This is a genomic window from Rhizobium sp. BK312 (assembly GCF_014193605.1).
Taxonomy (GTDB): domain Bacteria; phylum Pseudomonadota; class Alphaproteobacteria; order Rhizobiales; family Rhizobiaceae; genus Rhizobium.
On record NZ_JACHZP010000001.1, the window covers coordinates 709,341 to 734,657 of the forward strand.

Genomic DNA, 25,317 nt, shown 5'->3' on the forward strand with positions numbered 1-25,317 from the left:
GAGATGGCTTTGACATCGTCGAGGCATATATCCTACGACATGGCCGAGGCCGTGAATCACGCGGCGAGCATAGGAGAGACTTCATGAGAGGCTTCAAGGGCGGCATGTTCGGCGGCGGGTTTCGCACCGGCCGCAAGTTCGATGCGGCCGACCTGCAGCTCATCATCCTTGCTTTGCTCTCCGAGCAGCCCCGCCACGGTTATGAACTGATCAAGATCTTCGAGGAGCGTTCCGGCGGCTTCTATGTTCCGAGCCCCGGCGTCATCTATCCGGCGCTAACCTATCTCGAGGAGACGGGCCAGGCCGAAGTCGAGGTCAGCGGCACGAAGAAGCTTTACCGTATCACCGAAAGCGGCCAGAAGCGTGTCGACGACAATCGTGATCTGGTCGAGGTGACCCTCGCCAAGCTCACCGCCATCGGCGAGAAAATGGCCCGCGTTCGCGAGGTCTTCGACGGGGGGGATGAGGACGGTCGCGACAATCCGTTCGATCGCCATGGCAGCGGCGACGTTCATCGCGCTCGCCACCTGCTGCGTTCCGCGCTTCGCTCAAAGTTCCCCTGGAGCAAGGCCGAAGGCGCCCGCATCGCGGCAATCCTCGAGCGCGCCGCCGCTGACATTATCCGCGGCGAAACGAAAAACGAAGACACGACACAGGCCGACGACTAAGTCGGGACCTCACTTGTCCGGCAATGTCAGAATGACAGGTCCGTTGCGGGTGGCAATGATCGTGTGCTCGTATTGAACCGTGGGCGCCTGCGGATCGGCGTAGAGTGTCCAAGCATCATCGCCGCCCTCTGCCCAGATCGCGCCGAGTGAAAGAAACGGTTCGACGGTAAAGACAAGCCCATCCTCAATGATCCGGCTCTCGGAAGGGTCCGCCCAGGTGGAAACCTCGGCTGGCTCTTCGTGCAGCGAGCGACCGATGCCATGGCTGGCGAGATTGGCGATCAGCGTGTAGCGGTTTTTCTGCGCGAAGGCGCCGACAGCCTGCCCGATCTTCGCAAGCGGCGCACCGCTTTTCACCTGGTTGAGGCCGACCCAGAGTGCCCGCTTGCCGTCCCGGCACAGGCGCTCGATCTTCGGCTTGACCGGCGACACGGTAAAGGATGCGCCGGTATCGGAGAAGAAGCCATCCTTCTCGGCCGATACATCGAGATTGACCAGATCCCCCGCCTTGATGACGCGCGGGCCGGGAATACCGTGCGCCACCTCTTCGTTGACGCTGATACAGGTCGCGCCGGGGAACTTGTAGACCAGTTCAGGCGCCGATTGCGCGCCGGCATCCTCCAGCACCTTGCGGCCGATAACGTCCAGCTCCAGCGTGGTGATGCCCGGCTCCAGGGCCGAGGCCATGGCCTGCAGCGCGTTGGCGCAGATGCGGCCGATATCCTTGAGCTTGGTCAGTTCTTCTTCGGTCGAAACGATCATTTACGGCTTCCGGCACTCCCGCTCTCTCAGCAGCGGTTCGGCGAGAGGCTCAAGGTGGCTTTCGCCCCTTCCCTCCCGGCAGTCAACGTTTTTCTGAGGCGTTTTCAGGCTTTCTGCCAGATAGCGCGACTTTCCGATTCCGAAAGAGCTCAGGAGCGCGGGTCGTCGGACAGCAATGCCCAGCGCTCGTGGTCGCACCAGACGCCGCCGATCTTCAGATATTTGGGCGAGAACCCCTCCTTGCGGAAGCCGAGACGCTTGACCAGCGCAATCGAGGGGTGGTTACCCGGCTGGATATTGGCCTCCAGCCGATGCAGGCCGACCGCGTCGAAGGCGTGGGCGACCGCCAGCCGAACGGCCTCGGTCATGAATCCCTGGCCAGCAAATCCGACCATGCCATGATAGCCGAGAAAGGCGCTGCGGAAGCCGCCCCACACCATCTGGCTGATATTGACGACGCCGACAATCCCGCCGGAGCCCGGATCGCGCGCTACGAGACCTATATTCGGGCCTGTCACCGTCTGGCCGAACCATGCGTCGAAACCGTCGCGATCGAGGAACGGATAGGCCCAGGGCGCATGATAGGCACGGCTGGCGATATTGGCGGCGATCAGTTCGTCTGCATCCGATTGCCTGACCGGTGCGATGATCACTTGCGGCATGGCTCGCTCCGTCCTTGTTCGGGAGCGAGCCTTAGCAAATCGAATCCGAAATCAAAAGCTTCGCTGAAAGAGCGGAATCATTTTCCGAACCGCTTCATAGCGAAGATAAAGTCCGCCCCAGGCGATCATGCCGAGATAAACGCCGAACAGCAGATGCGAGAAGATCGGACTGCCGACCCTCAGATGCGTCGCAATCGCCCCACCGAGCAGACCTGTCAGCAGAATTGCGCCGAGAACCGACGTTCTCGGGATCGCATAGAGAATGGCGCAGCCGAGGGTGATGACGCCAAGCAGCCGGGCGAGCGCCGGATCGGCCGAATAACCAAGCCCCGCCATCGTCTCCGTCACCGCCGGCAGCGGAACGAGCTTGATCACGCCATCGAACAGCAGGAAGGCAATGACCAGTCCGCTAAGGATCGCGCCCGCCACGCGCTGAGCCCGCGTAACCGAAGGCAAAGATGAACCGACTGCATAAGACATTGTCGTATCCCCCGGAATTGAATCGGAAATTCAGATTCTGGCTGCCAGTGCCGCGAGCTGCTCGGCGCACTGGCCCCATCCCTGATGGAAGCCCATCTTCTCATGCGCTTCGCGATCTTCAGCCGACCAATGCAGGACAGTCGCGGTGTAACGGGTCTTGCCGCCACCGAGATCGTCGAGTTGGATCGTCACCACCATGAAAGGCTTGGCCGACGGCACCCAGGCGCTGGCGAAGGCATCGGTGAAGACGATCCGCTCATTCGGAACGACTTCCAGATAAACGCCGTTGCCCGGATAATCCTCCCCCTCGGGGCTGCGCATGGTAATCGAACTTGAGCCCCCGGCTCGAACGTCGACGCTGGCGGCCGACACTGTCCATGGCAGCGGCGCGAACCATTGCTTCAGAAGCTCCACTTCGGTCCAACAACGGAAAATCTTCTCGCGCGGCGCATCGATGACGCGGGTCAGGGAAAGCTCGTGGCGCTGGGGCTGCTCAGTCATGTCTTGTTTCTCTCTGCTGTTTGACGCGGCCTGTTCGGCCTATACCTTAATGACGTTCGAGACTGCCATTTCCCGACAGCACTGACGTAAATTTTTTGATTATTTTGCAGCCGCAAGAGCATCCGCGCTCAGACGATCGAGCTGATAACGAATATGGGCTGCTTCAGCGGGCGAACGGGCGAGCGCGATCGCCCTGTCGAAGGCGACGCGTGCCTCTTGCGAGCGGCCCAGTTGTGCAAGCAGGCCGCCCCTGACGCCATGAAAGTAGAAATAGCTGTCGAGCTGTGCTTCCAGCGTTGCAATCAGCGCCAGAGCGGCCTCCGGCCCCTTGAGCTTTGAGAGCGCAACCGAGCGATTGAGCGTGACGACGGGTGACGGCGTCAGCCGCTCCAGCATCTGGTAGAGAAGGTCGATCTCTTCCCAGTCCGTATCCTCAGCCCGCTTTGCCCGGGAATGCAGCGCTGCGATTGCCGCCTGAACCTGATAGGGGCCGGGCCGGCGATGGCGGATCGCCTTGTCGAGGAGGGCCAGCGCCTCATCAATTGACGTGCGATCCCAGAGCGAACGATCCTGATCTTCCAGAAGGATGATCTGTCCATTGGCATCAAACCGCGCTGCCTTGCGCGATTGCTGCAGGAGCATCAGCGCCAGCAGCGCCATGGTCTCCGGCTCGGAGGGAAAGATCCGCAACAGCAGCCGGCCAAGCCGGATCGCCTCGTCGGCGAAGGCGGCCGCCTCGCGATGCGTTCCGCCGGCCGAATAGCCTTCGTTGTAGATGAGGTAGATCATGGCGCTGACGAGCGCCAGCCTTTCGCTCCGCTCCACCGCGCCCGGCGTCTCAAAAGGAACGCCTGCTGCGGCGACGCGCGCCTTAGCTCTTGTAATGCGCTGCTCCATCGCGCTTTCGCTAACGAGGAAGGCGCGGGCAATCTGCTGCACCGAAAGGCCGGAAACGATGCGCAGCGCCAGCGCAATCTGTTGCGTCGCAGGCAGATCCGGATGGCAGCAGATGAAGAGCAATCGCAAAATATCATCGCGATATCCGGAGCCATCGAGCCGCTCAGCGAGATCGCTTTCGGCATCGCTCGTATCGGAGATCGTCTCCTCATCCGGCAGGCTCTGCAATTTGGCCTGCTTTCGCACGGTATCTATGCCGCTGTTGCGACCGACGAAAATCAGCCAGGCAATGGGATCGCGCGGCGGCCCCTTGTCAGGCCAGGTCTTCAAGGCCCTGAGGCAGGCCTCCTGAAAGGCCTCCTCGGCGGTGTCGAGATTGCGGAAATAGCGCAAGAGCGCGCCCATCACCTGTGGCCGGGCATTGGTAAGCGCGATGTCGATCCAGGCAATGTCGGTCATGTCGCAACAGCTCCCGGCCGGAAGACGTAAAGCGGACGGATTTCATAGGAGCCGGCACCGGGATTGGCCGCGGCAAGCTCCTTCGAAAAACCGATGGCTTCGTCGAGAGTTTCGAAATCGACCACGTAGAAACCGAGCAACTGCTCCTTCGTTTCAGCGAAGGGACCGTCAATGACGATCGGCTCGTTCTTGCCCTTGCGCAGGGTCGTTGCTGCCGTCGTCGGCATCAGCCGTGCCACGGGCCCTAGCTTGCCAGCCTTTGCCAGCGGCTCCTGCACGGCAATCAACCGTGCCATCGTCGCGTCTTCCTGTTCCTTGGACCAGGCAAACACGGTGTCTTCGTCGTTGTAGCATAGGATCGCGTAAAGCATTGAGATTCCCTTCTCCCTTTAAAGACGAAGGAATATCACCTGCACCGACAGGCTACGTCAAAAAAATATGGAGGAGGGCGTAAGGAGTTTCCACGCCGGATCGCCCGGCAAGCGCAGCGTCAGCCGCAGATTGAGCGTTGGCGAGCCCTTATCTCAAGAATTGATGACGGCCGCAGCTGTTAGCGGTGCCGGCCGCTTACCCTTGGCATCGGCTTCCACTGTCCGGCCGGCCTCCGTCTTACCCTTCCATAAAGGTAGACCGATCGATTGCGACACGGCTGGGTCGCTTGTAAACACCGGATAGCCGCGCTCGAGAAGCCGCTCGAGAACCTCGCGGTCCTTGCGCACATGCAGCCGCGCCAGATTTTCCTGATTATAGACGTGCCCGCCGGAATCGGGATTGATGCCGGTGATGATGACTTCGCTCGCGCCGTTATAGATCGCGAAGAGCACGGCATTTATACCGTTCGAGCATTTGTCGTCCGCACCGAGCTCGCTGCATTTCACCCCGCCGACGCGGTCAAGCAGCGCCATGCGCTTGTAGCGATCGACGATCTCCAGCTTGTCGTAGCTGTAATTGAACTTCCGCAACCCCTCTTCCAGCCGCTCACGCTCTTTCCGCCAGAGCAGGACGTAGAGCATCTTGGTCCGTTCGCCGTTCAGAACGCGGCGCACCTCGACGGCATTGGTGTTCGTGCCTTCGATCTGGTTGAACTGGACGAGCGTCACATCGGGCGCCTCGATCCCCCAAGCCTTCGTCACCATCTGCGAACCGTTGATCGTGATGACCTTGAAGCTTTCATCGAAATCCACCGGCTTGTTCGAAACCGGCGCCGAGCCGACGACCAGAACAGGTCCATCGAACCGCTCGGCCAGCATCGGCGGCTTCGGCCGGGTCAGATGATATTTGATCTGCCGATAGTAATGTTTCTTCAGTTCGGAAAATTGAGCAGCCATTATTCGCTTTATCGTCTCTTGAGAAGGCGTCCGCCCTCAAAGGGCGCGGTCCGGCGAAACGTGGCCCGCAATCTTCCCCGAGCCACGAACAAGACGAGTATCGCTGCGCGCACTTATATAAGCAAAATAAAGAAATCTTACACGGCATAACCTAGGGTGAGCAGTCGATGAGTACCGATCACCCCTGCCGTGTACTCAAGGTGCGCGAGACCGCGTTCTTCCAGCCTTTGAGCTTCGCGTTTCGGGTCTTGTTATCCATGCCGGGCTCGAAGCGCTTGTCGCGTGCCCAGGCTTTGGCAAAACCGGCACGATCCGGCCAGACGCCGGCGCGGCTGCCAGCAAGCCAGGCGGCACCCAGCGCGGTCGTCTCGAGGATCGTCGGGCGATCGACCGGTGCGTCCAGCAGATCGGCAAGCCGCTGCATGGTCCAGTCGGAAGCCACCATGCCCCCGTCGACGCGCAATACTGTCCCTTCCCCGTTGCCGTTGCGCCAATCCCTATGCATGGCATCCAGGAGATCGCGCGACTGATAGCAGACGGCCTCCAGCGCCGCTCGGACGATTTCCTCAGGTCCGGTATTGCGCGTCAGCCCGAAGATCGCGCCGCGCGCATCCGGGTCCCAATGCGGTGCGCCGAGGCCGGTAAAGGCTGGCACCAGATAGACCTCCTGCAGCGGATCGGCCTTGGCCGCCAACTCGCCGGAATCCGAAGCGCGCTGGATGGCCTTCAGCCCATCGCGAAGCCATTGTACGGCGGCGCCAGCAATGAAGATCGAGCCTTCGAGGGCATAGGTCGTCTCGCCATTCAGCCGATAGGCGATGGTGGTCAAAAGGCGATTCTTCGAACGCACCATGTCCGCGCCGGTGTTGAGCAGCGCGAAGCAGCCGGTGCCATAGGTGGATTTCATCATGCCGCGTTCGAAACAGGCCTGGCCGATCGTCGCCGCCTGCTGATCGCCGGCAACGCCGAGGATTGGGATTTCAGCGCCGAAATGCGTGACCTCCGTGACGCCGAAATCAGCGGCACAATCCTTCACTTCAGGCAGCATGGCAGCAGGAACGCGCAGGATATCGAGCAGCTCCTCATCCCATTCGTTCGCGCCGATATTATACATCAGCGTCCGCGAGGCATTGGTGGCGTCGGTGACGAAGCTCCTGCCGCCAGTCAGACGCCAGATCAGGAATGTATCGACGGTGCCGAAGCAAAGCTCGCCCTTGGCGGCGCGGGCACGCGCGCCCTTCACGTTGGAGAGCAGCCAGGACAGTTTGGTGCCGGAAAAATAGGGATCGAGCAGCAGGCCGGTACGGCGGATAAAGAGCTTTTCCAGGTCCTGACGCTTCAGTTTCTCACAATAGCTCGCCGTGCGGCGGTCCTGCCAGACGATGGCGTTGTGGATTGGCTTGCCGGTCTCGCGCTCCCATACGACGACGGTCTCGCGCTGATTGGTGATGCCGAGTGCGGCAATATCCTTGGCGGTGATGCCGGCAGCCTCGATCGCCTTGCGGACGGTGACGAGGACGGAGGACCAGATTTCTTCCGGATCGTGCTCCACCCAGCCGGGCTTCGGATAATACTGGGCGAATTCCTTCTGCCCGACACCAGCAACCTTCATTTTGCCGTCGAAAACGATAGCCCGCGTCGACGTCGTTCCCTGATCGATCGCCAAGACATAACCGCTCATGCATTCCTCCCGCCTGTTGCGTCCCGAAACAACAGATACGCGAGCAAAACGAATGTGAAAAGAAAGCAAAACGAAATTTTTCGCTGAAATATGCGCTTTCCTGTTCACGGCATCGTGGCCAAAGGGCTGGCAGCATTACGATTGCCATATCCGCGGGTTTGGGACTAGGCTGAAACGGTTTTGCACTGCAGCAGGAAGCTGCGCTGTCCAAGGAGAAGATCATGGCAAGAACAGTTGTCGTCACCGGTTCCACAAGCGGTATCGGCCTCGCCATCGCGGCCGCCTTCGCCGCCAAGGGCGATAACGTCGTCATCAACGGCTTCGGAAAGCCCGAGGAAATCGATGCGATCAAGACGAAGCTCGAAGCCTCCGGCGGCGGCAAGGTGATCTATCATCCGGCCGACATGACGAAGCCCGCCGAGATCGCCGATCTGATCGCGACTGCCAACTCCACCTTCGGCAGCGTCGATGTCCTCGTCAACAATGCCGGTATCCAGCATGTCGAGAAAATCGAGGATTTCCCGATCGAGAAATGGGATCAGATCATCGCGATCAATCTCTCCAGCTCCTTCCACACCATCCGCGCCGCCATTCCGCTGATGAAAGCGAAGAAATACGGGCGCATCATCAACATCGCCTCGGCGCATGGCTTGGTCGCCTCGCCCTTCAAATCCGCCTATGTCGCGGCAAAACATGGTATATTAGGCCTGACCAAAACGGCGGCGCTCGAGCTTGCCGAATTCGGCGTGACGGTGAATGCCATTTGCCCTGGCTACGTCCTGACCCCGCTTGTGGAAAAGCAGATCCCGGACACGGCCAAGGCACGCGGCATGACCGAGGAGCAGGTCAAGAACGAAGTCATCCTCAAGGCCCAGCCCACGCATGAGTTCGTCAAGGCTGAAGAGATCGGCGCCCTGTCGCTCTACCTTGCGAGCGACGAGGCGCGCCAGGTGACCGGCACGCATGTCTCGATTGACGGTGGCTGGACCGCGGAATAACCATTGACGGTTAGGGCCGGATTCGCGTGAGCGCCTCCGGACCCGCAAAATGGACAATAAACGGGAACGACATGAGCGACAGCATCCGCTTTATCCTCAACGGCGAGGATATCACTCTATCCGGCCTGCGCCCCACCGAGACGCTGCTCGACTTCCTGCGTCTCAACCGGCGGCTGACGGGAACGAAGGAAGGATGCGCGGAGGGCGATTGCGGCGCCTGCACGGTGCTTGTGGGACGGCTGATCGATGGCGGGCTGTACTATGAATCCGTCAATGCCTGCATCCGTTTCGTCGGCTCGCTGCATGCGACCCATGTCGTCACCGTCGAGCATCTTGCAGCTCAAAATGGCACGCTTCACCCTGTGCAGCAGGCGCTGGTCGATTGCCACGGCTCGCAATGCGGTTTCTGCACGCCGGGCTTCGTCATGTCGCTCTATGGCCTCTGGCTGACGACGGAAAAGCCAAGCCGGGCGCAGATCGAAAAGTCGCTGCAGGGCAATCTCTGTCGTTGCACGGGCTATGAGCCGATCGTCAAGGCCGCCGAACAGGTGAGCCAGAAGCGGCCGAGCGCGCTCTTCGACCCGCTCGAAAAGACCAGGGCCGATATCATCGCCCGCCTCTGGGCAATGCAGGGTGGCGATACCATCGAGATTTCCGAGGGCGAGGATCGTCTCATCGTGCCCGGTTCAGTATCGGCACTGGCGCAGGTGCTTGCCGACGAGCCGACCGCGACCGTCGTTGCCGGGTCGACCGATGTCGGCCTCTGGGTCACCAAGCAGATGCGCCGGCTGAACCCGGTCGTCTTCATCAACCATCTGACCGATCTGCAGAAAATTACCGTTGAAGATGCAGGCCTGACCATCGGCGCCGGCGTCACCTACAGCCGCGCCTTTGCTGTTATCGCCGAAAAGATCCCCGCTTTTGCCAACCTCATCAACCGTATCGGCGGCGAGCAGGTGCGCAACATGGGCACGATCGGCGGCAATATCGCCAACGGCTCGCCGATCGGCGACACGCCGCCGCCGCTGATCGCCCTCGGCGCAACGGTCAAGCTGCGCTCGGCGGCGGGGGCGCGCAGCCTGCCGCTCGAAGATTTTTTCATCGATTACGGCAAGCAGGACCGCAATCCCGGCGAGTTCGTCGAGAGCATCTTCGTGCCCTATCCGGCCAAGGATGCGCATTTCGCCGTCTACAAGATCTCCAAGCGCCGCGACGAGGATATTTCGGCCGCCTGCGGCGCCTTCCATCTGTCACTGGATTCAGCCGGTAATGTCGCAGATATCAGCATCGCCTTCGGCGGCATGGCCGGTACGCCGAAGCGCGCTCGCACGGTCGAGGCGGAATTGATCGGTAAGCCGTGGACGGAAGCAACCGTCATGGCCGCACGCAACGCCTTCGACGCCGATTACACGCCGCTCACCGACTGGCGCGCCTCGGCCGAGTATCGCCAGCTGACCGCCAAGAACCTCCTCATCCGCTTCTATCTGGAAACATCGGGTGCGCCGCAGGAATTGAAGCGTTTCGCGATGGCGGAGGTCTGAGCCATGGACAAATCCACCTTCGAGGAGCGCAAGGTCATCAACGGCTCGATGCATGGGTCGCTGAGGCATGATTCGGCACATAAGCATGTGACCGGAGCCGCCGATTATATCGATGACATTCCCGAACCGGCCGGCCTGCTGCATGGCGCGCTCGGCCTTTCCGACCGTGCTCATGCCGAGATCGCCGGCGTCGATCTCTCGGCAGTAAAAGCCTATCCGGGCGTCGTCTGGGTCTTCACGGGGGCCGATATTCCCGGCGTCAACGACACCAGCTCCAACGGTATGCATGATGAGCCGCTGCTCGCCGAGACCAAGGTCGAATTCCACGGACAGCCGATCTTCGCTGTCATCGCCGAGACCCGCGATGCCGCCCGGCGTGCCGCGGGCCTTGCCAAGATCGATTATCGCGACCTGCCGCATTGGAGCGATATCGATGGCGCGCTCGCCAATGGCGCACCGCTCGTCTACGAGCCGATGACCCTGAAGCGCGGCGAGCCCGAAACCGAGATGGCGAATGCAAAGCATCGGATCAAGGCGCAGATGCGCATCGGCGGTCAGGAGCACTTCTATCTCGAAAGCCATATCGCCATGGCGATCCCCGGCGAGGACGATGAAGTCGCCGTCTGGTCGTCGACGCAGCATCCGAGCGAAATCCAGCACATCGTCGGCCATGTCCTGAACATCCCGTCCAACGCCGTCACCGTCAATGTGCGCCGCATGGGCGGCGGCTTCGGCGGCAAGGAAACGCAGGGCAACCAGTTTGCAGCGCTGGCCGCCGTCGCCGCCAAGAAGCTCGGGCGTGCCGTTAAATTCCGGCCCGATCGCGACGAGGACATGAGCGCCACCGGCAAGCGGCACGACTTTCTCGTGGACTACGAAGTCGGTTTCGACGAAGAAGGCCGCATCCACGCCGTCGACGCCACCTATGCCGCGCGCTGCGGCTTTTCCTCCGACCTTTCCGGCCCCGTCACCGACCGCGCGCTGTTCCATGCGGATTCCAGCTATTTCTACCCGCATGTGCATCTGGTCTCGAAACCACTGAAGACGCATACCGTCTCCAATACCGCTTTCCGCGGCTTCGGCGGCCCGCAAGGGATGGTCGGCGGCGAGCGCATGATCGAGGAGATCGCCTATGCGCTCGGCAAGGACCCGCTCGAAATCCGCCGCGCCAATTTCTACGGCCAGCCGGGCTCGGGCCTGACGCTGACCCCCTATCATCAGGAGGTCACGGACAACATTATCAACCGCGTCGTCGACGAGCTCGAACAGAGTTCCGACTATCAGGCGCGGCGCAAGGCCATCATCGAATTCAACCGTTCCAGCCGCTTCATCCGCAAGGGCATCGCGCTGACGCCGGTGAAATTCGGCATCTCCTTCACCATGACCGCCTTCAACCAGGCCGGCGCGCTGGTGCATATCTATCAGGATGGTTCCATCCATCTGAACCACGGCGGCACCGAGATGGGCCAGGGCCTATATACGAAGGTGGCGCAGGTTCTGGCCGACAGCTTCCAAGTCGATATCGACCGGGTAAAGATCACCGCGACGACAACAGGCAAGGTGCCGAACACATCGGCAACCGCTGCCTCCTCCGGCTCGGACCTGAACGGCATGGCCGCCTATGACGCTGCCCGGCAGATCAAGGAAAGGCTCGTCGCCTTTGCGACAGAGAAATGGGGCGTCGGCGCTGACGAAGTGCAGTTCCTCCCCAATCGCGTTCGCATCGGAGAAACGGAAATCCCCTTCCCCGATTTCGTCAAGCAGGCCTATTTCGCCCGCGTCCAGCTCTCGGCTGCCGGTTTCTACAAGACGCCGAAGATCCATTGGGATCGCAAGGCCGGCCGCGGCACGCCCTTCTACTACTTCTCCTATGGCGCTGCCTGCTCGGAAGTGTCGATCGATACGTTGACGGGCGAATACCTGATCGACCGCGCCGATGTCCTTCATGACGTCGGTCGCTCCCTCAACCCAGCGATCGATATCGGCCAGGTGGAAGGTGCCTTCGTGCAGGGCATGGGCTGGCTGACGACGGAGGAGCTCTGGTGGGATGCGAAGGGCCGGCTGCGCACGCACGCGCCGTCCACCTACAAGATTCCGCTCGCTTCCGACCGTCCGAAGATTTTCAATGTGCGGCTGGCGGAATGGTCCGAAAATACCGAGGCCACCATCGGCCGCTCGAAGGCCGTGGGCGAGCCGCCCTTCATGCTCAGCATATCCGTGCTGGAGGCACTATCGATGGCGGTTGCCAGCGTCGCGGATTATCGCGTCTGCCCGCGCCTCGATGCGCCAGCAACACCGGAACGGGTGCTCATGGCGGTCGAGCGGCTGAAGGGGATGTGATTGTCCTTCTCTGGGCTTTCACTCCCTACCCCCTACAACAGTCGGCAGTCTTCATAACGCGGCTCCCGCCCATCAAGAAATCCAAGGTCCCGCTTCAGGCGGTCCGGCATCTCATTGAGATCGAGATGCGGCGACGGCTCCGCGTGGCTGACAAAGGCCTGCGTCACCGATTCCAGAAGACGAGCCAGAATGCTTGGCCTTACGGTTTCCACCTGTTCCACGACATAGCAATCCATGACGATACCTCAGTCAGATCAATGATATGAATTGCAGTCTGGCGCGAAAAATGCTGAAATTCCAATCGAACTATCGTCTGCATGCATAAAGAGAACTTATCCATGAAATTGTCCATGCGCTTTCCGCTGAATGCGCTCCGCGTCTTTGAGGCCGCCGCCCGGCACGGCAGTTTCACGCGGGCCGGCGAGGAGCTTGGCATGACACAGACGGCGGTCAGCTATCAGATCAAGCTGCTGGAAGAGACTTTGGGCGAGCCGCTATTCCTGCGCCGCCCGCGGCAGATCCTGTTGACCAAGGCCGGAGAACAGCTTGCACCGAAAGTGTCGGAAGCCTTTGCCATGCTGCAGGAGGCCATGACTTCGATCAGAGGCGAAGTCGAAACGACGCTATGCATCCATTCGACCCCTACCTTCGCCTCGCAATGGCTGGCCCGTCATCTCGGTTCGTTTCAGCTGAAGCATCCCAATATCGCCGTCCGGCTGGATACCTCGGGTTCGATCATAGACTTCGCCCGGGAGTCCGCCGACATCGCCATCCGCACTGGGCGCGGCCAATGGCCCGGCCTGCGCTCGCACCTCCTGATGAAGGTCTATTTTACGCCGATGCTGAGCCCGGCGCTTGCGGAGTCGATCGGCGGCATCCACGAACCGGCCGATCTCCTGAAGCTCCGCATCATCGACGCAGGCGACCCATGGTGGGCTCAATGGTTTCAGGAAGCCGGTGTTCCCGACCCTGGCCTTCAGGGCCGGCCGCGCAGCAGGCTCGGCGCCCAGTCCTTCGAGGCGAGCGCAGCATTGGCCGGTCAGGGCGTGGCCATCTTGACCCCGGAATTCTATGCGGATGATCTAGCTTCCGGCCGGCTGATCCAGCCCTTTGATATTCTTTCGTCCGACAATACGGACTACTGGATCGCCTATCCGGAAAACAGGCGTCATACGCCGCGAATCCGCGCCTTCAGGGATTGGCTCCTCTGCGAATTCGGCATGCCGCTGGAATAGCGCTCAGTAATCCATGTCGGGCGCATAAAAGCAACGCGGGGTGTTCTCGTCCGGAAACAGACAGAGATGATAGGCTCCGTCCGGGGAGCGCATCGTCTTACCCTGCGGCAGATTGAAGATATGCGCGTGCGTTACATAGCGATGGTCGCCGGGATTGAGCGTCACTCGATAGCCGCCGGGCACGATGGTGACGGTGCGCGACGGAATCATCTCGCAATCGCCCGTCTTGCTGTCGCCATTGCAACAATAAGGGTCGTAGGACCAGCCGGAGGGCGCCTCGTGCGCCAGAGCAAAGGTTGCTGAGAGAAGAAAAAATACGAACGCCAGAATACCACGCATGGGCAATTCTCCGTCGAAAAAATAGACGGCTGCCGCGGACACGGCCCGCTCCAAGCAGCCAGGGGCATTTTATTAAATAACTGCCATAATCTGATCTAATGCGCCCCGGACGCTAGACAAGACTGCTGCTTTTTACCGGCACATCAAAACCCCTCTTCCATCCGCACTCAACATTCTGCAAGGTATCGAGTCGGAGGAAGAAAAAGGGGAACTGAATGTACGAATACGCCATAGCGTGGGAATGGCTGGCCTTTGCCGCCCGCTGGTTCCACGTCATAACCGCCATTGCCTGGATCGGTTCGTCCTTCTACTTCATCGCGCTCGATCTCGGACTGGTGAAGCGCCCGCATCTTCCGCCCGGCGCCTATGGCGAGGAATGGCAGGTTCACGGCGGCGGTTTCTATCACATCCAGAAATATCTCGTCGCCCCCGCGCAGATGCCGGAACACCTGACCTGGTTCAAGTACGAGAGCTATTTCACCTGGCTATCCGGCTTCCTGATGCTGTGCATTGTCTATTACGGCGGCGCCAACCTCTTCCTCATCGATCGCCACGTGCTCGATGTCAGCGTTCCCGTCGCGATCCTGATTTCGCTGGCGTCGCTCGCCATCGGCTGGATCATCTACGACCTGCTGTGTAAGTCGCCGCTCGGCAACAACACCTGGGGGCTGATGATCGTGCTTTATGCCGTCCTGGTCTTCATGGCTTGGGGCTATACGCATCTCTTCACCGGCCGCGCCGCCTTCCTGCATCTCGGTGCTTTTACCGCGACGATCATGTCTGCCAACGTCTTCATGATCATCATCCCCAACCAGAAGATCGTCGTCGCCGACCTCATCGCCGGCCGCACGCCGGACCCGAAATATGGCCGCATCGCCAAGCAGCGCTCACTCCACAACAATTACCTGACGCTACCCGTCATCTTCTTCATGTTGTCGAACCACTATCCGCTGGCCTTCGGCACGCAGTTCAACTGGATTATTGCAGCGCTGGTGTTCCTGATGGGCGTCACCATCCGTCACTGGTTCAACACCACGCATGCGCGCAAAGGCCGCCCGACCTGGACCTGGATCGTCACGATAGTCCTTTTCATCGTCATCATGTGGCTCTCCACCGTTCCGAAGGTGCTGACTGGCGAGAAGGAAGCGAACGCAGTCACTCCCGCCTTCCAGCAATTCGCCTCCGACGCCCATTTCCCAGCGGTCAAGCAGATGGTCTCGACACGCTGTTCAATGTGCCATGCGGTCGAACCCGTCTATGAGGGGATTGTCCGCCCGCCGAAGGGCGTAACGCTGGAAAATGACGCGGAAATCGCTATGCATGCCCGGGAGATCTATATCCAGGCCGGCCGCAGCCATGCCATGCCGCCCGGCAACGTCACCGACGTCACGCCGGAGGAACGCAAGCTGCTGGTCGCCTGGTTCGAAAGCTCCATCGGAGAAAAGAGCCAATGACCACCCTTCTGCGCGGCCGCCTGCTTTCCTTCAAGCGCCTGCCGCAAAGCCTCGATGATACCGACAGCTACGCTTATGAAAGCGATGGCGGGCTGCTGATCGAAAACGGCTTGATCGTCGCGACGGGCCGCTATGCCGATATCAAGGCACAGGCGCCGAAAGGTGCAACCGAAATCGACCATCGGCCGCATCTGATCCTGCCTGGCCTCATCGACATGCACCTGCATTTCCCGCAGATGCAGGTGATCGCCTCCTACGCCGCCAACCTTCTGGAATGGCTGAACACCTATACATTCCCCGAGGAATGTCGCTTCGTGGAAAGTGCGCATGCGGAGCGTATCGCCACGCATTTCTATGACGAGATGATCCGCCACGGCACAACGACGGCCGTCGCCTACTGCTCGGTCCATAAAACCTCCGCCGACGCCTATTTTGCCGAAGCTATGCGCCGCAACATGCGCATGGTAGGAGGCAAGGTGATGATGGATCGCCATGCCCCGCAGGGCCTGCTCGATACGCCCGAGATGGGCTATGACGAGACCCGGCAGGTGATCGCTGACTGGCACGGCAAGGGCCGCAACCATGTCGCCATCACTCCGCGCTTCGCCATCACCTCCACACCGGCGCAGATGGAGGCAACGGCCGCGCTTGCCCGCGAATTCCCGGATCTACATATCCAGACACATCTTTCCGAGAACCACGACGAGATCAAGTTCACCTGCGAACTCTATCCGGACGCGATCGACTATACCGACATCTATGCCCGCTACGGACTGCTCGGTCCCAAGAGCCTGTTCGGCCATGCGATCCATCTTTCCGAGCGCGAAGCCGACGCGATGAGCGAAGCCGGTGCCGTCGCCGTGCATTGCCCGACCTCGAACCTCTTCCTCGGCTCCGGCCTCTTCCCGCTGAAGGCGCTGGCCCGCCGCGAGAAACCCGTTCGCATCGGTGTCGCCACCGATATCGGCGGCGGCTCCAGCTATTCCATGCTGCGCACCATGGACGAGGCCTACAAAATTCAGCAACTGCTCGGCGAGCGGCTGAACCCGTTGGAGAGCTTTTATTACATGACCCGTGGGAATGCCGAGTCTCTCTCCCTCGTCGATAAGATCGGCACGCTCGACGCCGGAACCGAAGCCGATCTGATCGTCCTCAACGCAGCCGCAACCCCGGCCATGGCGCTGAAGATGGAGGTGACGAAGAGCCTCACCGAAGAACTGTTCCTGCTGCAGACCATGGGTGACGACCGCGCCATCCTCGAAACCTATGTCGCCGGAAAGCCGATGAAATCGACCCTGCCATGAGGCAATCCGAACCCACCTCCGTATAACTATTCAGAAGGCAAAGAGCCATGACCGCGCCGCTGACCATCGCCGAACTGAAGACGCTTGCGCAGCGGCGCGTGCCGAAAATGTTCTTCCAATATGCCGATTCCGGTTCGTGGACGGAGTCGACTTATGAGGCGAACGAGGCGGATTTCGCCAAGATCAAGCTGCGCCAGCGCGTGCTCGTCGACATTTCCGACCGGTCGCTGGCGACCACGATGGTCGGCCAAAAGGCCTCGATGCCGGTGGCGCTGGCGCCGACAGGGATGACCGGCATGCAGCACGCCGACGGCGAAATGCTAGCCGCGCGCGCGGCCGAGGAATTCGGCATTCCTTTTACGCTTTCAACCATGAGCATTTGCTCGATCGAGGACATCGCCTCGGTGACGAAGCAGCCCTTCTGGTTTCAGCTCTACGTGATGAAGGATCGCGATTTCGTCCTCGATCTCATCCATCGCGCCAAGGCGGCAAAATGCTCGGCGCTTGTGCTGACGGCCGACCTGCAGATCCTCGGCCAGCGCCATAACGATATCCGCAACGGATTGTCGGCACCGCCGAAAATGACCGCAAGGAACATCTGGCAGATGGCCACGCGGCCGGGCTGGTGCATGGGTATGCTGAAGACCAAGCGCCGCTCCTTCGGCAATATCATCGGCCATGCCAAGGATATTTCCGACATGACGACGCTGTCGCACTGGACGCATTCGCAGTTCGACCCCAAGCTCTCCTGGAGCGACGTCGCCTGGATCAAGGAGCAATGGGGTGGCCCGCTGATCATCAAGGGCATTCTCGATGTCGAGGACGCAAAAGCAGCCGTCGATACTGGCGCCGATGCCATCATCGTCTCCAATCACGGTGGCCGGCAACTTGACGGCGCCCATTCCTCCATCAGCATGCTGCCGCGGATCGTCGATGCCGTCGGCGACAAGATCGAGGTGCATATGGATGGCGGCGTACGCTCAGGTCAGGACGTGCTCAAGGCCGTAGCACTCGGCGCCAAGGGCACCTTCATCGGCCGCCCCTTCCTCTATGGCCTCGGCGCCATGGGCAAGGAAGGGGTGACGCTCGCACTCGAGATCATCCGCAAGGAGCTGGATATTTCCATGGCCCTCTGCGGCAAGCGGGACATCAAGGCCGTGGATCGGTCGATTCTAGCTGATTTCTAACGCAGCCAGCCCGTCGCAAGACCGCTCGCCCACTCCTCGCGGCCGTTCTGCGCCGCGAGCTTCGCCATCGCCAAGTGATCATAGACGACCTGCCGGAAGACCGGCAGCCAATGATCACCAGTCTTTTCCAGAATGGCGTAAGAAGCAAAGGGATGGCCGGCTTCCACCTTATGAAAATTGGGCAGATCATCGTCATAGGCCGGGCAGCCGACGCTGCCGGGATTGACGATCAGGCGCCCATCGGAAAGCCTGACGGCACGCGGAATATGGGTATGCCCGCACAGGATAACCGGAAAATCGATGCCGGCAGCCAGCGCCTCGATCTCTTCCAGAGGCTTCAGATAGACCTGACCGTCCGTAGAGACGGATTCGAGCCAATAGACATTGTCATCAGCCGGTGTCGCGTGGCAGAGATAAGCCTCATCCAGATAAACTGTGCTGACCGGCAAGGCGCGCAGCCATTCAAGGTGACGTTCCGTCAATTCAGAATGCGCTGCCCGATCTGAAACATGCATCGCTTCGGGCGCCAGCTCGATCAGATAGCGGTCGTGATTGCCGCGCACCGTCGGCGCATTCAATTCCAGCAACATGTCCGCCGTCTTGCCCGCCGTAAGCGGCCCGCTGAAGCAGTCGCCGAGATTGACGATCTCAGTGATGCCCTGCCTGCGGATATCGGCAAGCACTGCCTCGAGCGCTAAATGATTGCCGTGGATGTCCGCAATGGCTGCAAAGCGCATGTCTCAGCTCCCGCGATAGGTGGAATAGCCGTAGGGCGAGATCAGCAGCGGCACGTGGTAATGCGCCGTCGTATCGGCGATGCCGAAGCGGATTGGTACGAGATCGAGGAAAGCCGGCTCCGGCAGCTTGGCGCCAGTGGCACGCAGATAGTCCCCGGCCCGAAACAGCAGCTCATAGGTGCCTGCAACGAAGCTTTCGCCGATGAGGATTGGACCACCATCCACGCGGCCATCCGAATTGGTCGTGACCGTCTTCACATGCCTGCGGACATTGCCCTCGATCCTAAAGAGATCGATCACCAGGCCTTCGGCCGGCTTGCCGAGAGCGGTATCGAGCACGTGGGTGGTCAGTCCGGTCATAGCGTCGGTGCTCCGATGATGAAGGGCGTGTCGAAGAAATACTCTTCCAAGTTGTTTCCAGGCCCATCGCGATCCACGATAAGGAAATCGCTCGGCTCGTCGAGTGCCATTAACGGATAATGCCAGACGTTGGCCCGATAGTTCACGCCCTGGTCGCCACGCGCCAGGAAAACCTTCGGCCTGCCCGGCTTGCCGCTCTCATCCTCTGCGACAACGACGAGGAACGGACGGCCGTTCAGCGGCACGAAGCATTGGCTGCCGAACGGATGGCGCTCCATCATGTCGATCGAGAAGGGAAAAGCCCGCGGCTGGCCGCGAAAGAGGTTCAGGATAACCCGCGCTCCCTCTCCGATAGCCTCGGCGCTGGACAACGCATGGAAACGCTCTGTCGTGCCGCCATTAATGTACCGCATGGTTGCTGGATCGGCCTCGATGACATCGCCGAACGGCGCGAATGCGACCTTTGTCAAAGGATTGATATCGAGATGCTGTGTCATTGAATGATTATTCGCCTTCCGCTCGCCAGTGGCGAATGGAGTCCAGTTGCAGGAGCAACTCCGGAAGAGATTTGTGAGCGATATCCCACAGGGCCACCAACTCGATGTCGACATACCCTTGCGCAATCCGATTCCGGAAGTCGCTCATCACATGCCAAGGCACGTCAGGATGGTCAACGACAAACTCCGGATAGTCCTCGGCAATGCGTGCGGCGACCTCGCCGATAAGCAGAAGATTCATGCCGACGGCGCGCTGTTTCTCGGCATTCTTTGAGAATGTCGCTTGATTGGTTTCCCTGAGGAAATGGCCAGTTTCGGATGCAGCATGCTGCATGCGTTCGAGGTAGGTAATCAGTCGATCCAGGCTCATGCTGGCTTTCCTCCGCCAGCAATACCCGATTCCGGTGCGATGACGCGCCTTTTGGCGTCACCAATCATCCATCCGCTTCTATCTCTGTCCAATGCGTTCCGTGGCCCCATGGCTCAGTATCCTGCCAAGCGGATACTAAGCCATGAGTAGACCGAAAAATAGCGCGTATCTCGACGGGAAATCAGCCCAGGGACATGATCAGGAAGGATCACGGTCCTGAGACCAAGCGTCAGGCTTCAGGCAGCATGGATTGCAGACGCAAGAGAGCGATCTTTTCGACCTGCGCTGCTGCGGTCGCAAACTCCGCATCCCTGCTATTGTCGATCCGCGTCTCGAAGGCGGCAAGAATATCGTCCTTGCCGAGCCCCTTGACCGCGATGATGAACGGAAAGCCGAATTTCGTCACATAGGCAGCATTGAGTTCGGTAAACCGGGCGTGCTCCTCGGGGCTCAGCCGGTCGAGCCCGGCACCGGCCTGTTCCTTGCGGCTATCCTCGGTCAGCTGGCCGGCAATCGCCAGCCGGCCGGCGAGATCGGGGTGTGCCCGCAGCACGCCAAGTCGCTCCGCCTCGCTGGCGGCACGGAAGGCCCGCACCAGCGCGGCATGCACGCCGCCGGAGGTCAGCGGCCCGACTATGGCGCCGGCATCATAGGCGCGCTCGGCAACGAAAGGCGAATGTTCGAAGACACCGCCGAAGCGGCCGACAAAATCGTCCCGCGAGATCATATCAGCGCGCGCCCCCGGGAAGGTGATTCTCATACCAATGGTTGGCGATCTCGATGCGCTTCGGGATCCAGACCTTGTCGTGCTTCTGCACATATTCGATGAACCGGCGCAGGGCCGCGGCGCGACCGGGGCGGCCGACGAGACGGCAATGCAGGCCGACGGACATCATCTTCGGGCTACCATGCTTGCCCTCTTCATAGAGCGTGTCGAAGGCATCCTTGAGATAGGTGAAGAACTGGTCACCGGAATTGAAGCCCTGCGGCGTCGCAAAGCGCATGTCGTTGGTCTCAAGCGTATAGGGGATGATCAGGAACGGCTTGCCGTTGAGACCATCGACCCAGAAGGGTAGATCGTCGGCATAGGAATCGGAGGAATAGAGGAAACCGCCCTCCTCCATGACGAGCCGCAGCGTATTGTCGGACGGCTTGCCTTGGTACATCCCGTAGGGCCGCTCGCCGGTGAGTTCGGTATGCAGCCGAACGGCTTCGAGAATGTGCTTGCGCTCCAGATCCTCGGAGAAATCCTTGTATTCCAGCCAGCGATAGCCGTGGCTGGCGATTTCCCAGCCGGCTTCCTTCATCGCGGCAACCGCTTCCGGATTGCGCGCCATGGCCAGCGTCACGCCATAGACCGTCGCCTGAACCTTGAGTTCGGTGAACATGCGCCACAGCCGCCAGAAGCCGGCACGCGAGCCATATTCGTAGATCGATTCCATATTGAGATTACGCTGGTTCGGCCAGGAGGCCGCGCCAACGATCTCGGACAGCAGGTTTTCCGACCCAGGATCACCGTCGAGAATGCAGCTTTCCCCGCCCTCCTCATAATTGATCACGAACTGCACCGCGATGCGGGCATCGCCAGGCCATTTCGGATCCGGCGTGTGGCGGCCGTAGCCGATAAGATTACGGGGATAGATTTCCGACATTGAAGCACCTTCTCTGATCGCGGAACGGTAGCATCCACGCCGCGAAAGTCGAGACGGAAAGTGGGAAAATCACTTTCGCTTCAAAGCGGGGTATTGGCGTGAACGCCATCCGCTAATCTAGGCGATCTTGCGGGCGCTGACCTTTCCCATAGGATGCAGCGAGTGTACCCGGAAGGGACCGCCGGCGCCTTCTTCCATCATGAGCGCAATGTTGGAAACGGGGATAGGCGCAGCCAAGGCGGGCTCGAAAAAATCGCGCAGCGCACGCTCGATGCGCGCCATATCGGCGGGGCTTACCGTACCCGTCAGCATCATCTGAAAGCGGAACTCGTCCATGACGTGCGGATGCCCCCAGCGATGCAGATTGGCAAATTGCGTCGCCGACAGGCCATCCGGATCGATGCGTTCGATCTCCGCTTCGCTCAAAGGGGCCCTGTATTGATCGAAGGTCTGCACCAGCGATGCCGCCAGGAAATGCATCTGCTGGCTTGGAGCGGAGGGAACGAGGCCCAGCGCGCCGCCGAGCCGCGCGACCTCAAGCCTCGGGATTTCGAAGGGCGCGACCGTGCCGGAGAACCGCATCAGATCGCGCAGCAACCCCGCCTCGGACATATCCTCGGCCAACCGGAACGGCGCCTTTAAAATTCCCATGAAGCCATAGCGGCGCGGAACCGCGGTGTAGAAGGCGATCTCATGGATACCAAGCCCACGGACCGCCGGCGGATCGACCATCTCGCCGGAATAGACGTTGCGGCCGAGCCAATTCGCCGCCACAAGCGTCAGCGGATCGCTCGCAGACGGTGTGAAGCAAATGGCATACCGCATAAAATTCCTCCAGGGCGTAACGTCAGGCAGACCGAACCGGCACCGATGGCCAAGGAGATAGGTGATTTGCGTGACAGATTGACGACCCGAAAGAGGCTTGAATTCACGTTTTATGTGATATGACTGAAATATGACTCGCTAAAGTGAAACTCGGCGGCAAGTTGAAGCAACCGGGTGTGCCCACCGCCTCACGCACCGCCGCCTCCGCGAGCCTATGCGCCAGCCCAAAGCTCACCTTGAAGCCACCAGTCAGGGCAATCAGCGAGGGATGATCGGGATGCGCGCCCACCATCGGATCACGATCCGCAGCCTTCGGACGCAAGCCCGCCCAACGCTCAACGACGTCCGCGCCAGCCAGCAGCGGCGCCATGATGCGCGCCGCATTGAGCAAGTTATCGAGCTGCCCGTCCGTCGATAAGGGATCGTCAAATCGGTTCTCGCTCGTGCTGCCGACCGCGACCAATCCATTCTCATGCGGAACGATGTAGAGGCCATCGCGGAAGATAACAGGCATGTCGCCGTCGACATCAGCCTTGAGCATCGCCGCTTGCCCTTTGACCGGTTGGCCGAGCGAGGCTTTGCGTCCCTCCGTTAATTCATCAAGGATCGGAAACGAGCGAAAACCGGCAGAAAGGATGCAACGGCCGAAGCGAATGTCGCCATCGCTTGAACGCGCAATGCCCCGCTCCGGATCGATATTCTCGACGGTAACGCCCTCGCAAAGCCGAACATGTCGTGCCGCTGCGAGAAACCTCCGCAGGACCTCCAGAAACGCGCGCGGCGCGACGCGGGCCGCCAGTGTATCGTGGACAAATCCGCTTTCTCCGGCTGAAGGTTCGATCCAGCCTTCAACAGGTGCCGCATCGATCACGTGCCAATGAAACTGCCGCTCCCCATGGTGCCAATGCACCTCCGCATCCCGGGAATGGCCAAGCGCGATCTGCCTCAGATGCGGTTTCGGCAGCGGAATCAACCGGCCGGCGCGGCGATAACCAGCCGAAAGCCCGGTCTCCGCTTCCAGGGCCGAGATATCTTCCTCAAGTGCGACAAGCGCATCGAACTGAAACTGCTTCTTGTCCGACCATTTATCCGGCATGTGCGGCATCAGCGCGCCAAGCAGGCCACCGCTCGCCCCCTGCCCGAGACGGCCCGCTTCGACGAGCAGCGCTTGGATACCAAGACGCTCGGCATGAACAGCTGCCCATAACCCCATGATGCCGCCACCGACGATCAGCAGATCGACGAACGATTGACCGGCAGGTCTTGGAGGATTATCCGCTCTTTCCATGACAGATCCAGTTTCCGATCGGACCAAGGCGTCCGAAACCAATGTGGCAAGCCCGGAGCTCGAATGGCGCGACGGCGATATGCCCTATTCGACTGCATTTGGCGACCATTTTTATTGCCAGACCGACGGCCGGCTGGAATGCGGCCATGTCTTCCTGGCCGGCAATGGCCTTCCCGGCCGCTGGCAGGGACGGCAGGATTTTCTCATCGGTGAACTCGGTTTCGGCACCGGCCTGAATTTCTGCGAAACCTGGCGCCAGTGGCAGCAGAAGGCTGCCCCCGGTTCGAACCTGCACTTCATGTCCTTCGAACTCTATCCGATGCGGGCCGAGGAAATCGACCGTGCCTTGTCGCACTGGCCCGAGATTAACAGGGAGCGCCAGGCGCTTGCCGCCGCGTGGCCGGACAAGCCGCAGGGTGCCGTGTCCCTGAGGCTAGATGCGCATACGCGCCTCAGCGTCGTCTGCGGTCCGGCTCTCGAAGGTGTCAGCCGCGCCGAACAGGGCTTTGACGCCTGGTATCTCGACGGTTTCGCGCCCTCCCGCAATGCCGACATGTGGTCGCCGGAACTGATGCGGACGCTCCACGATAAGACGGTTCCGAACGGCACCTTCGCCACCTATGCGGCGGCTGGCTTCGTGCGACGAAACCTGCGGGCGGCAGGATTTGTGGTGGAACGACGCCAAGGCTTCGCCGGCAAGCGCGAAATGCTCTGCGGCATCAAGCCGGCCTGAGGCCGATGTACAGGCCAGGCGGCAACCATTTCGTGAGATTCAGATGAGCTCGCCAAGATGCTGGCGAACCCACTTGGCCTCTTCCGAGGCCGTCCGCCGGAAGTGCCGTTTGAAGTCTCGGCTGAACTGAGCAGGACTGGCATAGCCGACCGATGCAGCCACCTCCGCAATCGTTTTGTCGTGACGCGCGATCATCAACCGCGCCTCGTGGAGCCGCATCGCCTTCACATATTGCATCGGACTGCTGCCCGTCAGGGCTTTGAAATGGACGTGGTAAGAGGGAACGCTCATCCCCGCCTCACGCGCCAGCGCGGCAACCGAAATCTCGGAATTGTAGGCTTCGCGCAATCGGGTCAGACTTCGCACGATCTTCCCGGAAATGCCCTGTTGCTGAAGAGCTGAGATCATCGCTCCGCCTTGCGGGCCGACCAGAACCCGGTAGTGGAGCTCGCGCAGGATGCCTCTTCCCAGAATTGCAAGTTCCATAGGATCGCTGAGCGCCCGCAGCAAACGCAGCAAGACATCCTCGATCATCGGCTCCATTCTGCTCGATATCAGGCTTCTCACTTTGCCGGTCGCTACTCCGGACTGTCTCGCGCCTACGTCCGAGGCGATCTCCGCAGCGAGAAGCATGTCGAACTCGAGATAAACGGCAAGCAAAGGGCATTCTACGCTGGCTGACGATTCCATCCGGAACGGAATGGGCACCGACACGGCCAGATAATGCTCCTCATCGTAGAGATAGACCTCGCCTTCAAGCACGCCCTGCTTTCGGCCCTGCAGGACGAAGACCGCGCCAGGTTTGTAGAGCACGGGAACATCATGAAGGATCGCTTCGGTCCTGAGAATGCGGACACCGCCAAGTGCCGTGGGGTTGTATCCTTGGCTGGGAGCAAGAAGGCCTGCCAGCTCTACCAACTCCCGGCGCCTTGAACCCTCATCGCTCGGTTTCATAGGATTTGGCAAGATATCCATAGCTTTTGCAATCGCAGGCGATGATTTCGAAGATTATCTGTCAT

At 60.4% G+C, this 25,317-nt stretch carries 28 protein-coding genes; 9 read left to right on the forward strand and 19 right to left on the reverse strand.

Annotated features, from left to right (window positions below; all coding sequences use genetic code 11):
- Nucleotides 1-83 precede the first annotated feature (83 nt).
- Nucleotides 84-668, forward strand: coding sequence for a PadR family transcriptional regulator (locus FHT85_RS03415; RefSeq protein ID WP_112411568.1), 585 nt, complete (start codon nucleotides 84-86; stop codon nucleotides 666-668).
- A 9-nt stretch (nucleotides 669-677) separates the two neighbouring features.
- Here FHT85_RS03415 and map read toward each other — a convergent pair whose 3' ends face one another.
- The 8 genes from map to glpK all read right to left on the reverse strand — a co-directional run bounded on the left by map (nucleotide 678) and on the right by glpK (nucleotide 7,438).
- Nucleotides 678-1,430: a type I methionyl aminopeptidase gene (map, locus tag FHT85_RS03420; protein ID WP_112411567.1), complete on the reverse strand. Its 753-nt coding sequence runs from the start codon at nucleotides 1,428-1,430 to the stop codon at nucleotides 678-680.
- Nucleotides 1,431-1,579: 149 nt separating this feature from the next.
- Nucleotides 1,580-2,092 carry a GNAT family N-acetyltransferase gene (locus tag FHT85_RS03425; RefSeq protein ID WP_112411566.1) on the reverse strand — a complete coding sequence of 171 codons (513 nt, stop codon included), beginning with the start codon at nucleotides 2,090-2,092 and terminating at the stop codon, nucleotides 1,580-1,582.
- Nucleotides 2,093-2,143: 51 nt separating this feature from the next.
- Complete coding sequence (locus FHT85_RS03430) at nucleotides 2,144-2,572, reverse strand: DoxX family protein (protein WP_112411565.1); 429 nt, start codon at nucleotides 2,570-2,572, stop codon at nucleotides 2,144-2,146.
- A gap of 30 nt (nucleotides 2,573-2,602) precedes the next feature.
- Entirely contained in the window at nucleotides 2,603-3,073 is a 471-nt protein-coding gene (locus FHT85_RS03435) for an SRPBCC family protein (protein WP_112334248.1), read from the reverse strand.
- Between the two features lie 99 nt (nucleotides 3,074-3,172).
- A complete protein-coding gene (locus FHT85_RS03440; RefSeq protein ID WP_112411564.1) occupies nucleotides 3,173-4,429 on the reverse strand; it encodes an RNA polymerase sigma factor in 1,257 nt (418 codons plus the stop codon).
- The gene (locus FHT85_RS03445; protein ID WP_112334246.1) at nucleotides 4,426-4,800 is read right to left on the reverse strand and encodes a YciI family protein; all 375 of its coding nucleotides are present in this window, start codon (nucleotides 4,798-4,800) and stop codon (nucleotides 4,426-4,428) included. Before FHT85_RS03445 ends, FHT85_RS03440 begins: the two co-directional genes overlap by 4 nt.
- 153 nt (nucleotides 4,801-4,953) lie before the next feature.
- Entirely contained in the window at nucleotides 4,954-5,757 is an 804-nt protein-coding gene (locus FHT85_RS03450; protein ID WP_112411563.1) for a membrane-anchored protein, read from the reverse strand.
- Between the two features lie 178 nt (nucleotides 5,758-5,935).
- Complete coding sequence (glpK, locus tag FHT85_RS03455; protein ID WP_112411562.1) at nucleotides 5,936-7,438, reverse strand: glycerol kinase GlpK; 1,503 nt, start codon at nucleotides 7,436-7,438, stop codon at nucleotides 5,936-5,938.
- A gap of 221 nt (nucleotides 7,439-7,659) precedes the next feature.
- Between glpK and FHT85_RS03460 the strand changes: the two genes are divergently transcribed.
- From FHT85_RS03460 to xdhB, 3 genes are all read left to right on the forward strand, one after another.
- Nucleotides 7,660-8,436, forward strand: coding sequence for a 3-hydroxybutyrate dehydrogenase (locus FHT85_RS03460; protein WP_112334243.1), 777 nt, complete (start codon nucleotides 7,660-7,662; stop codon nucleotides 8,434-8,436).
- A 71-nt stretch (nucleotides 8,437-8,507) separates the two neighbouring features.
- A complete protein-coding gene (gene xdhA / locus FHT85_RS03465) occupies nucleotides 8,508-9,977 on the forward strand; it encodes a xanthine dehydrogenase small subunit (protein ID WP_112411561.1) in 1,470 nt (489 codons plus the stop codon).
- 3 nt (nucleotides 9,978-9,980) lie between these two features.
- Entirely contained in the window at nucleotides 9,981-12,317 is a 2,337-nt protein-coding gene (gene xdhB / locus FHT85_RS03470) for a xanthine dehydrogenase molybdopterin binding subunit (protein ID WP_112411560.1), read from the forward strand.
- Between the two features lie 32 nt (nucleotides 12,318-12,349).
- Here xdhB and FHT85_RS03475 read toward each other — a convergent pair whose 3' ends face one another.
- Nucleotides 12,350-12,553, reverse strand: a complete 204-nt coding sequence (locus tag FHT85_RS03475; RefSeq protein WP_112399144.1) for a hypothetical protein — start codon at nucleotides 12,551-12,553, stop codon at nucleotides 12,350-12,352.
- Between the two features lie 102 nt (nucleotides 12,554-12,655).
- Here FHT85_RS03475 and FHT85_RS03480 point away from each other — a divergent pair, with 102 nt between their 5' ends.
- A complete protein-coding gene (locus tag FHT85_RS03480; RefSeq protein ID WP_112334239.1) occupies nucleotides 12,656-13,552 on the forward strand; it encodes a LysR substrate-binding domain-containing protein in 897 nt (298 codons plus the stop codon).
- A 3-nt stretch (nucleotides 13,553-13,555) separates the two neighbouring features.
- Here the strand turns inward: FHT85_RS03480 and FHT85_RS03485 are convergent, their stop codons facing one another.
- A complete protein-coding gene (locus FHT85_RS03485) occupies nucleotides 13,556-13,891 on the reverse strand; it encodes a hypothetical protein (protein ID WP_112334790.1) in 336 nt (111 codons plus the stop codon).
- 215 nt (nucleotides 13,892-14,106) lie between these two features.
- On the opposite strand from FHT85_RS03485, the gene puuD reads away from it, so the two are divergent.
- From puuD to FHT85_RS03500, 3 genes are read left to right on the forward strand one after another with little or no spacing between them, the layout of a single operon-like run.
- A complete protein-coding gene (gene puuD / locus FHT85_RS03490) occupies nucleotides 14,107-15,345 on the forward strand; it encodes a urate hydroxylase PuuD (protein WP_112411559.1) in 1,239 nt (412 codons plus the stop codon).
- Nucleotides 15,342-16,649, forward strand: a complete 1,308-nt coding sequence (guaD, locus tag FHT85_RS03495) for a guanine deaminase (RefSeq protein WP_112411558.1) — start codon at nucleotides 15,342-15,344, stop codon at nucleotides 16,647-16,649. Before puuD ends, guaD begins: the two co-directional genes overlap by 4 nt.
- Before the next feature lie 47 nt (nucleotides 16,650-16,696).
- Nucleotides 16,697-17,836, forward strand: a complete 1,140-nt coding sequence (locus tag FHT85_RS03500) for an alpha-hydroxy acid oxidase (RefSeq protein WP_112399146.1) — start codon at nucleotides 16,697-16,699, stop codon at nucleotides 17,834-17,836.
- Here FHT85_RS03500 and FHT85_RS03505 read toward each other — a convergent pair.
- From FHT85_RS03505 to FHT85_RS03540, 8 genes are all read right to left on the reverse strand, one after another.
- Complete coding sequence (locus FHT85_RS03505) at nucleotides 17,833-18,573, reverse strand: metallophosphoesterase family protein (RefSeq protein ID WP_112411557.1); 741 nt, start codon at nucleotides 18,571-18,573, stop codon at nucleotides 17,833-17,835. The genes FHT85_RS03500 and FHT85_RS03505 overlap by 4 nt on opposite strands.
- Before the next feature lie 3 nt (nucleotides 18,574-18,576).
- Nucleotides 18,577-18,933 carry a hydroxyisourate hydrolase gene (gene uraH, locus FHT85_RS03510; protein ID WP_112399148.1) on the reverse strand — a complete coding sequence of 119 codons (357 nt, stop codon included), beginning with the start codon at nucleotides 18,931-18,933 and terminating at the stop codon, nucleotides 18,577-18,579.
- Nucleotides 18,930-19,430, reverse strand: a complete 501-nt coding sequence (locus FHT85_RS03515; protein ID WP_112411556.1) for an ureidoglycolate lyase — start codon at nucleotides 19,428-19,430, stop codon at nucleotides 18,930-18,932. Before FHT85_RS03515 ends, uraH begins: the two co-directional genes overlap by 4 nt.
- A gap of 7 nt (nucleotides 19,431-19,437) precedes the next feature.
- The gene (locus FHT85_RS03520; protein WP_112411555.1) at nucleotides 19,438-19,800 is read right to left on the reverse strand and encodes a DUF86 domain-containing protein; all 363 of its coding nucleotides are present in this window, start codon (nucleotides 19,798-19,800) and stop codon (nucleotides 19,438-19,440) included.
- Nucleotides 19,801-20,029: 229 nt separating this feature from the next.
- Nucleotides 20,030-20,527 carry a 2-oxo-4-hydroxy-4-carboxy-5-ureidoimidazoline decarboxylase gene (gene uraD / locus FHT85_RS03525; RefSeq protein ID WP_112334231.1) on the reverse strand — a complete coding sequence of 166 codons (498 nt, stop codon included), beginning with the start codon at nucleotides 20,525-20,527 and terminating at the stop codon, nucleotides 20,030-20,032.
- 1 nt (nucleotide 20,528) lies between these two features.
- Entirely contained in the window at nucleotides 20,529-21,452 is a 924-nt protein-coding gene (gene puuE, locus FHT85_RS03530; protein ID WP_112411554.1) for an allantoinase PuuE, read from the reverse strand.
- A gap of 117 nt (nucleotides 21,453-21,569) precedes the next feature.
- On the reverse strand, nucleotides 21,570-22,277 hold the full coding sequence (locus FHT85_RS03535) for a DUF1045 domain-containing protein (RefSeq protein ID WP_112334229.1): 708 nt from the start codon (nucleotides 22,275-22,277) through the stop codon (nucleotides 21,570-21,572).
- Nucleotides 22,278-22,380: 103 nt separating this feature from the next.
- The gene (locus FHT85_RS03540) at nucleotides 22,381-23,565 is read right to left on the reverse strand and encodes an NAD(P)/FAD-dependent oxidoreductase (protein ID WP_112334228.1); all 1,185 of its coding nucleotides are present in this window, start codon (nucleotides 23,563-23,565) and stop codon (nucleotides 22,381-22,383) included.
- Between FHT85_RS03540 and mnmD the strand changes: the two genes are divergently transcribed.
- Nucleotides 23,564-24,298, forward strand: coding sequence for a tRNA (5-methylaminomethyl-2-thiouridine)(34)-methyltransferase MnmD (gene mnmD / locus FHT85_RS03545; protein ID WP_112411553.1), 735 nt, complete (start codon nucleotides 23,564-23,566; stop codon nucleotides 24,296-24,298). The genes FHT85_RS03540 and mnmD overlap by 2 nt on opposite strands.
- 39 nt (nucleotides 24,299-24,337) lie before the next feature.
- Here the strand turns inward: mnmD and FHT85_RS03550 are convergent, their stop codons facing one another.
- Entirely contained in the window at nucleotides 24,338-25,267 is a 930-nt protein-coding gene (locus FHT85_RS03550) for an AraC family transcriptional regulator (protein ID WP_112411738.1), read from the reverse strand.
- Between the last annotated feature and the right edge of the window lie 50 nt (nucleotides 25,268-25,317).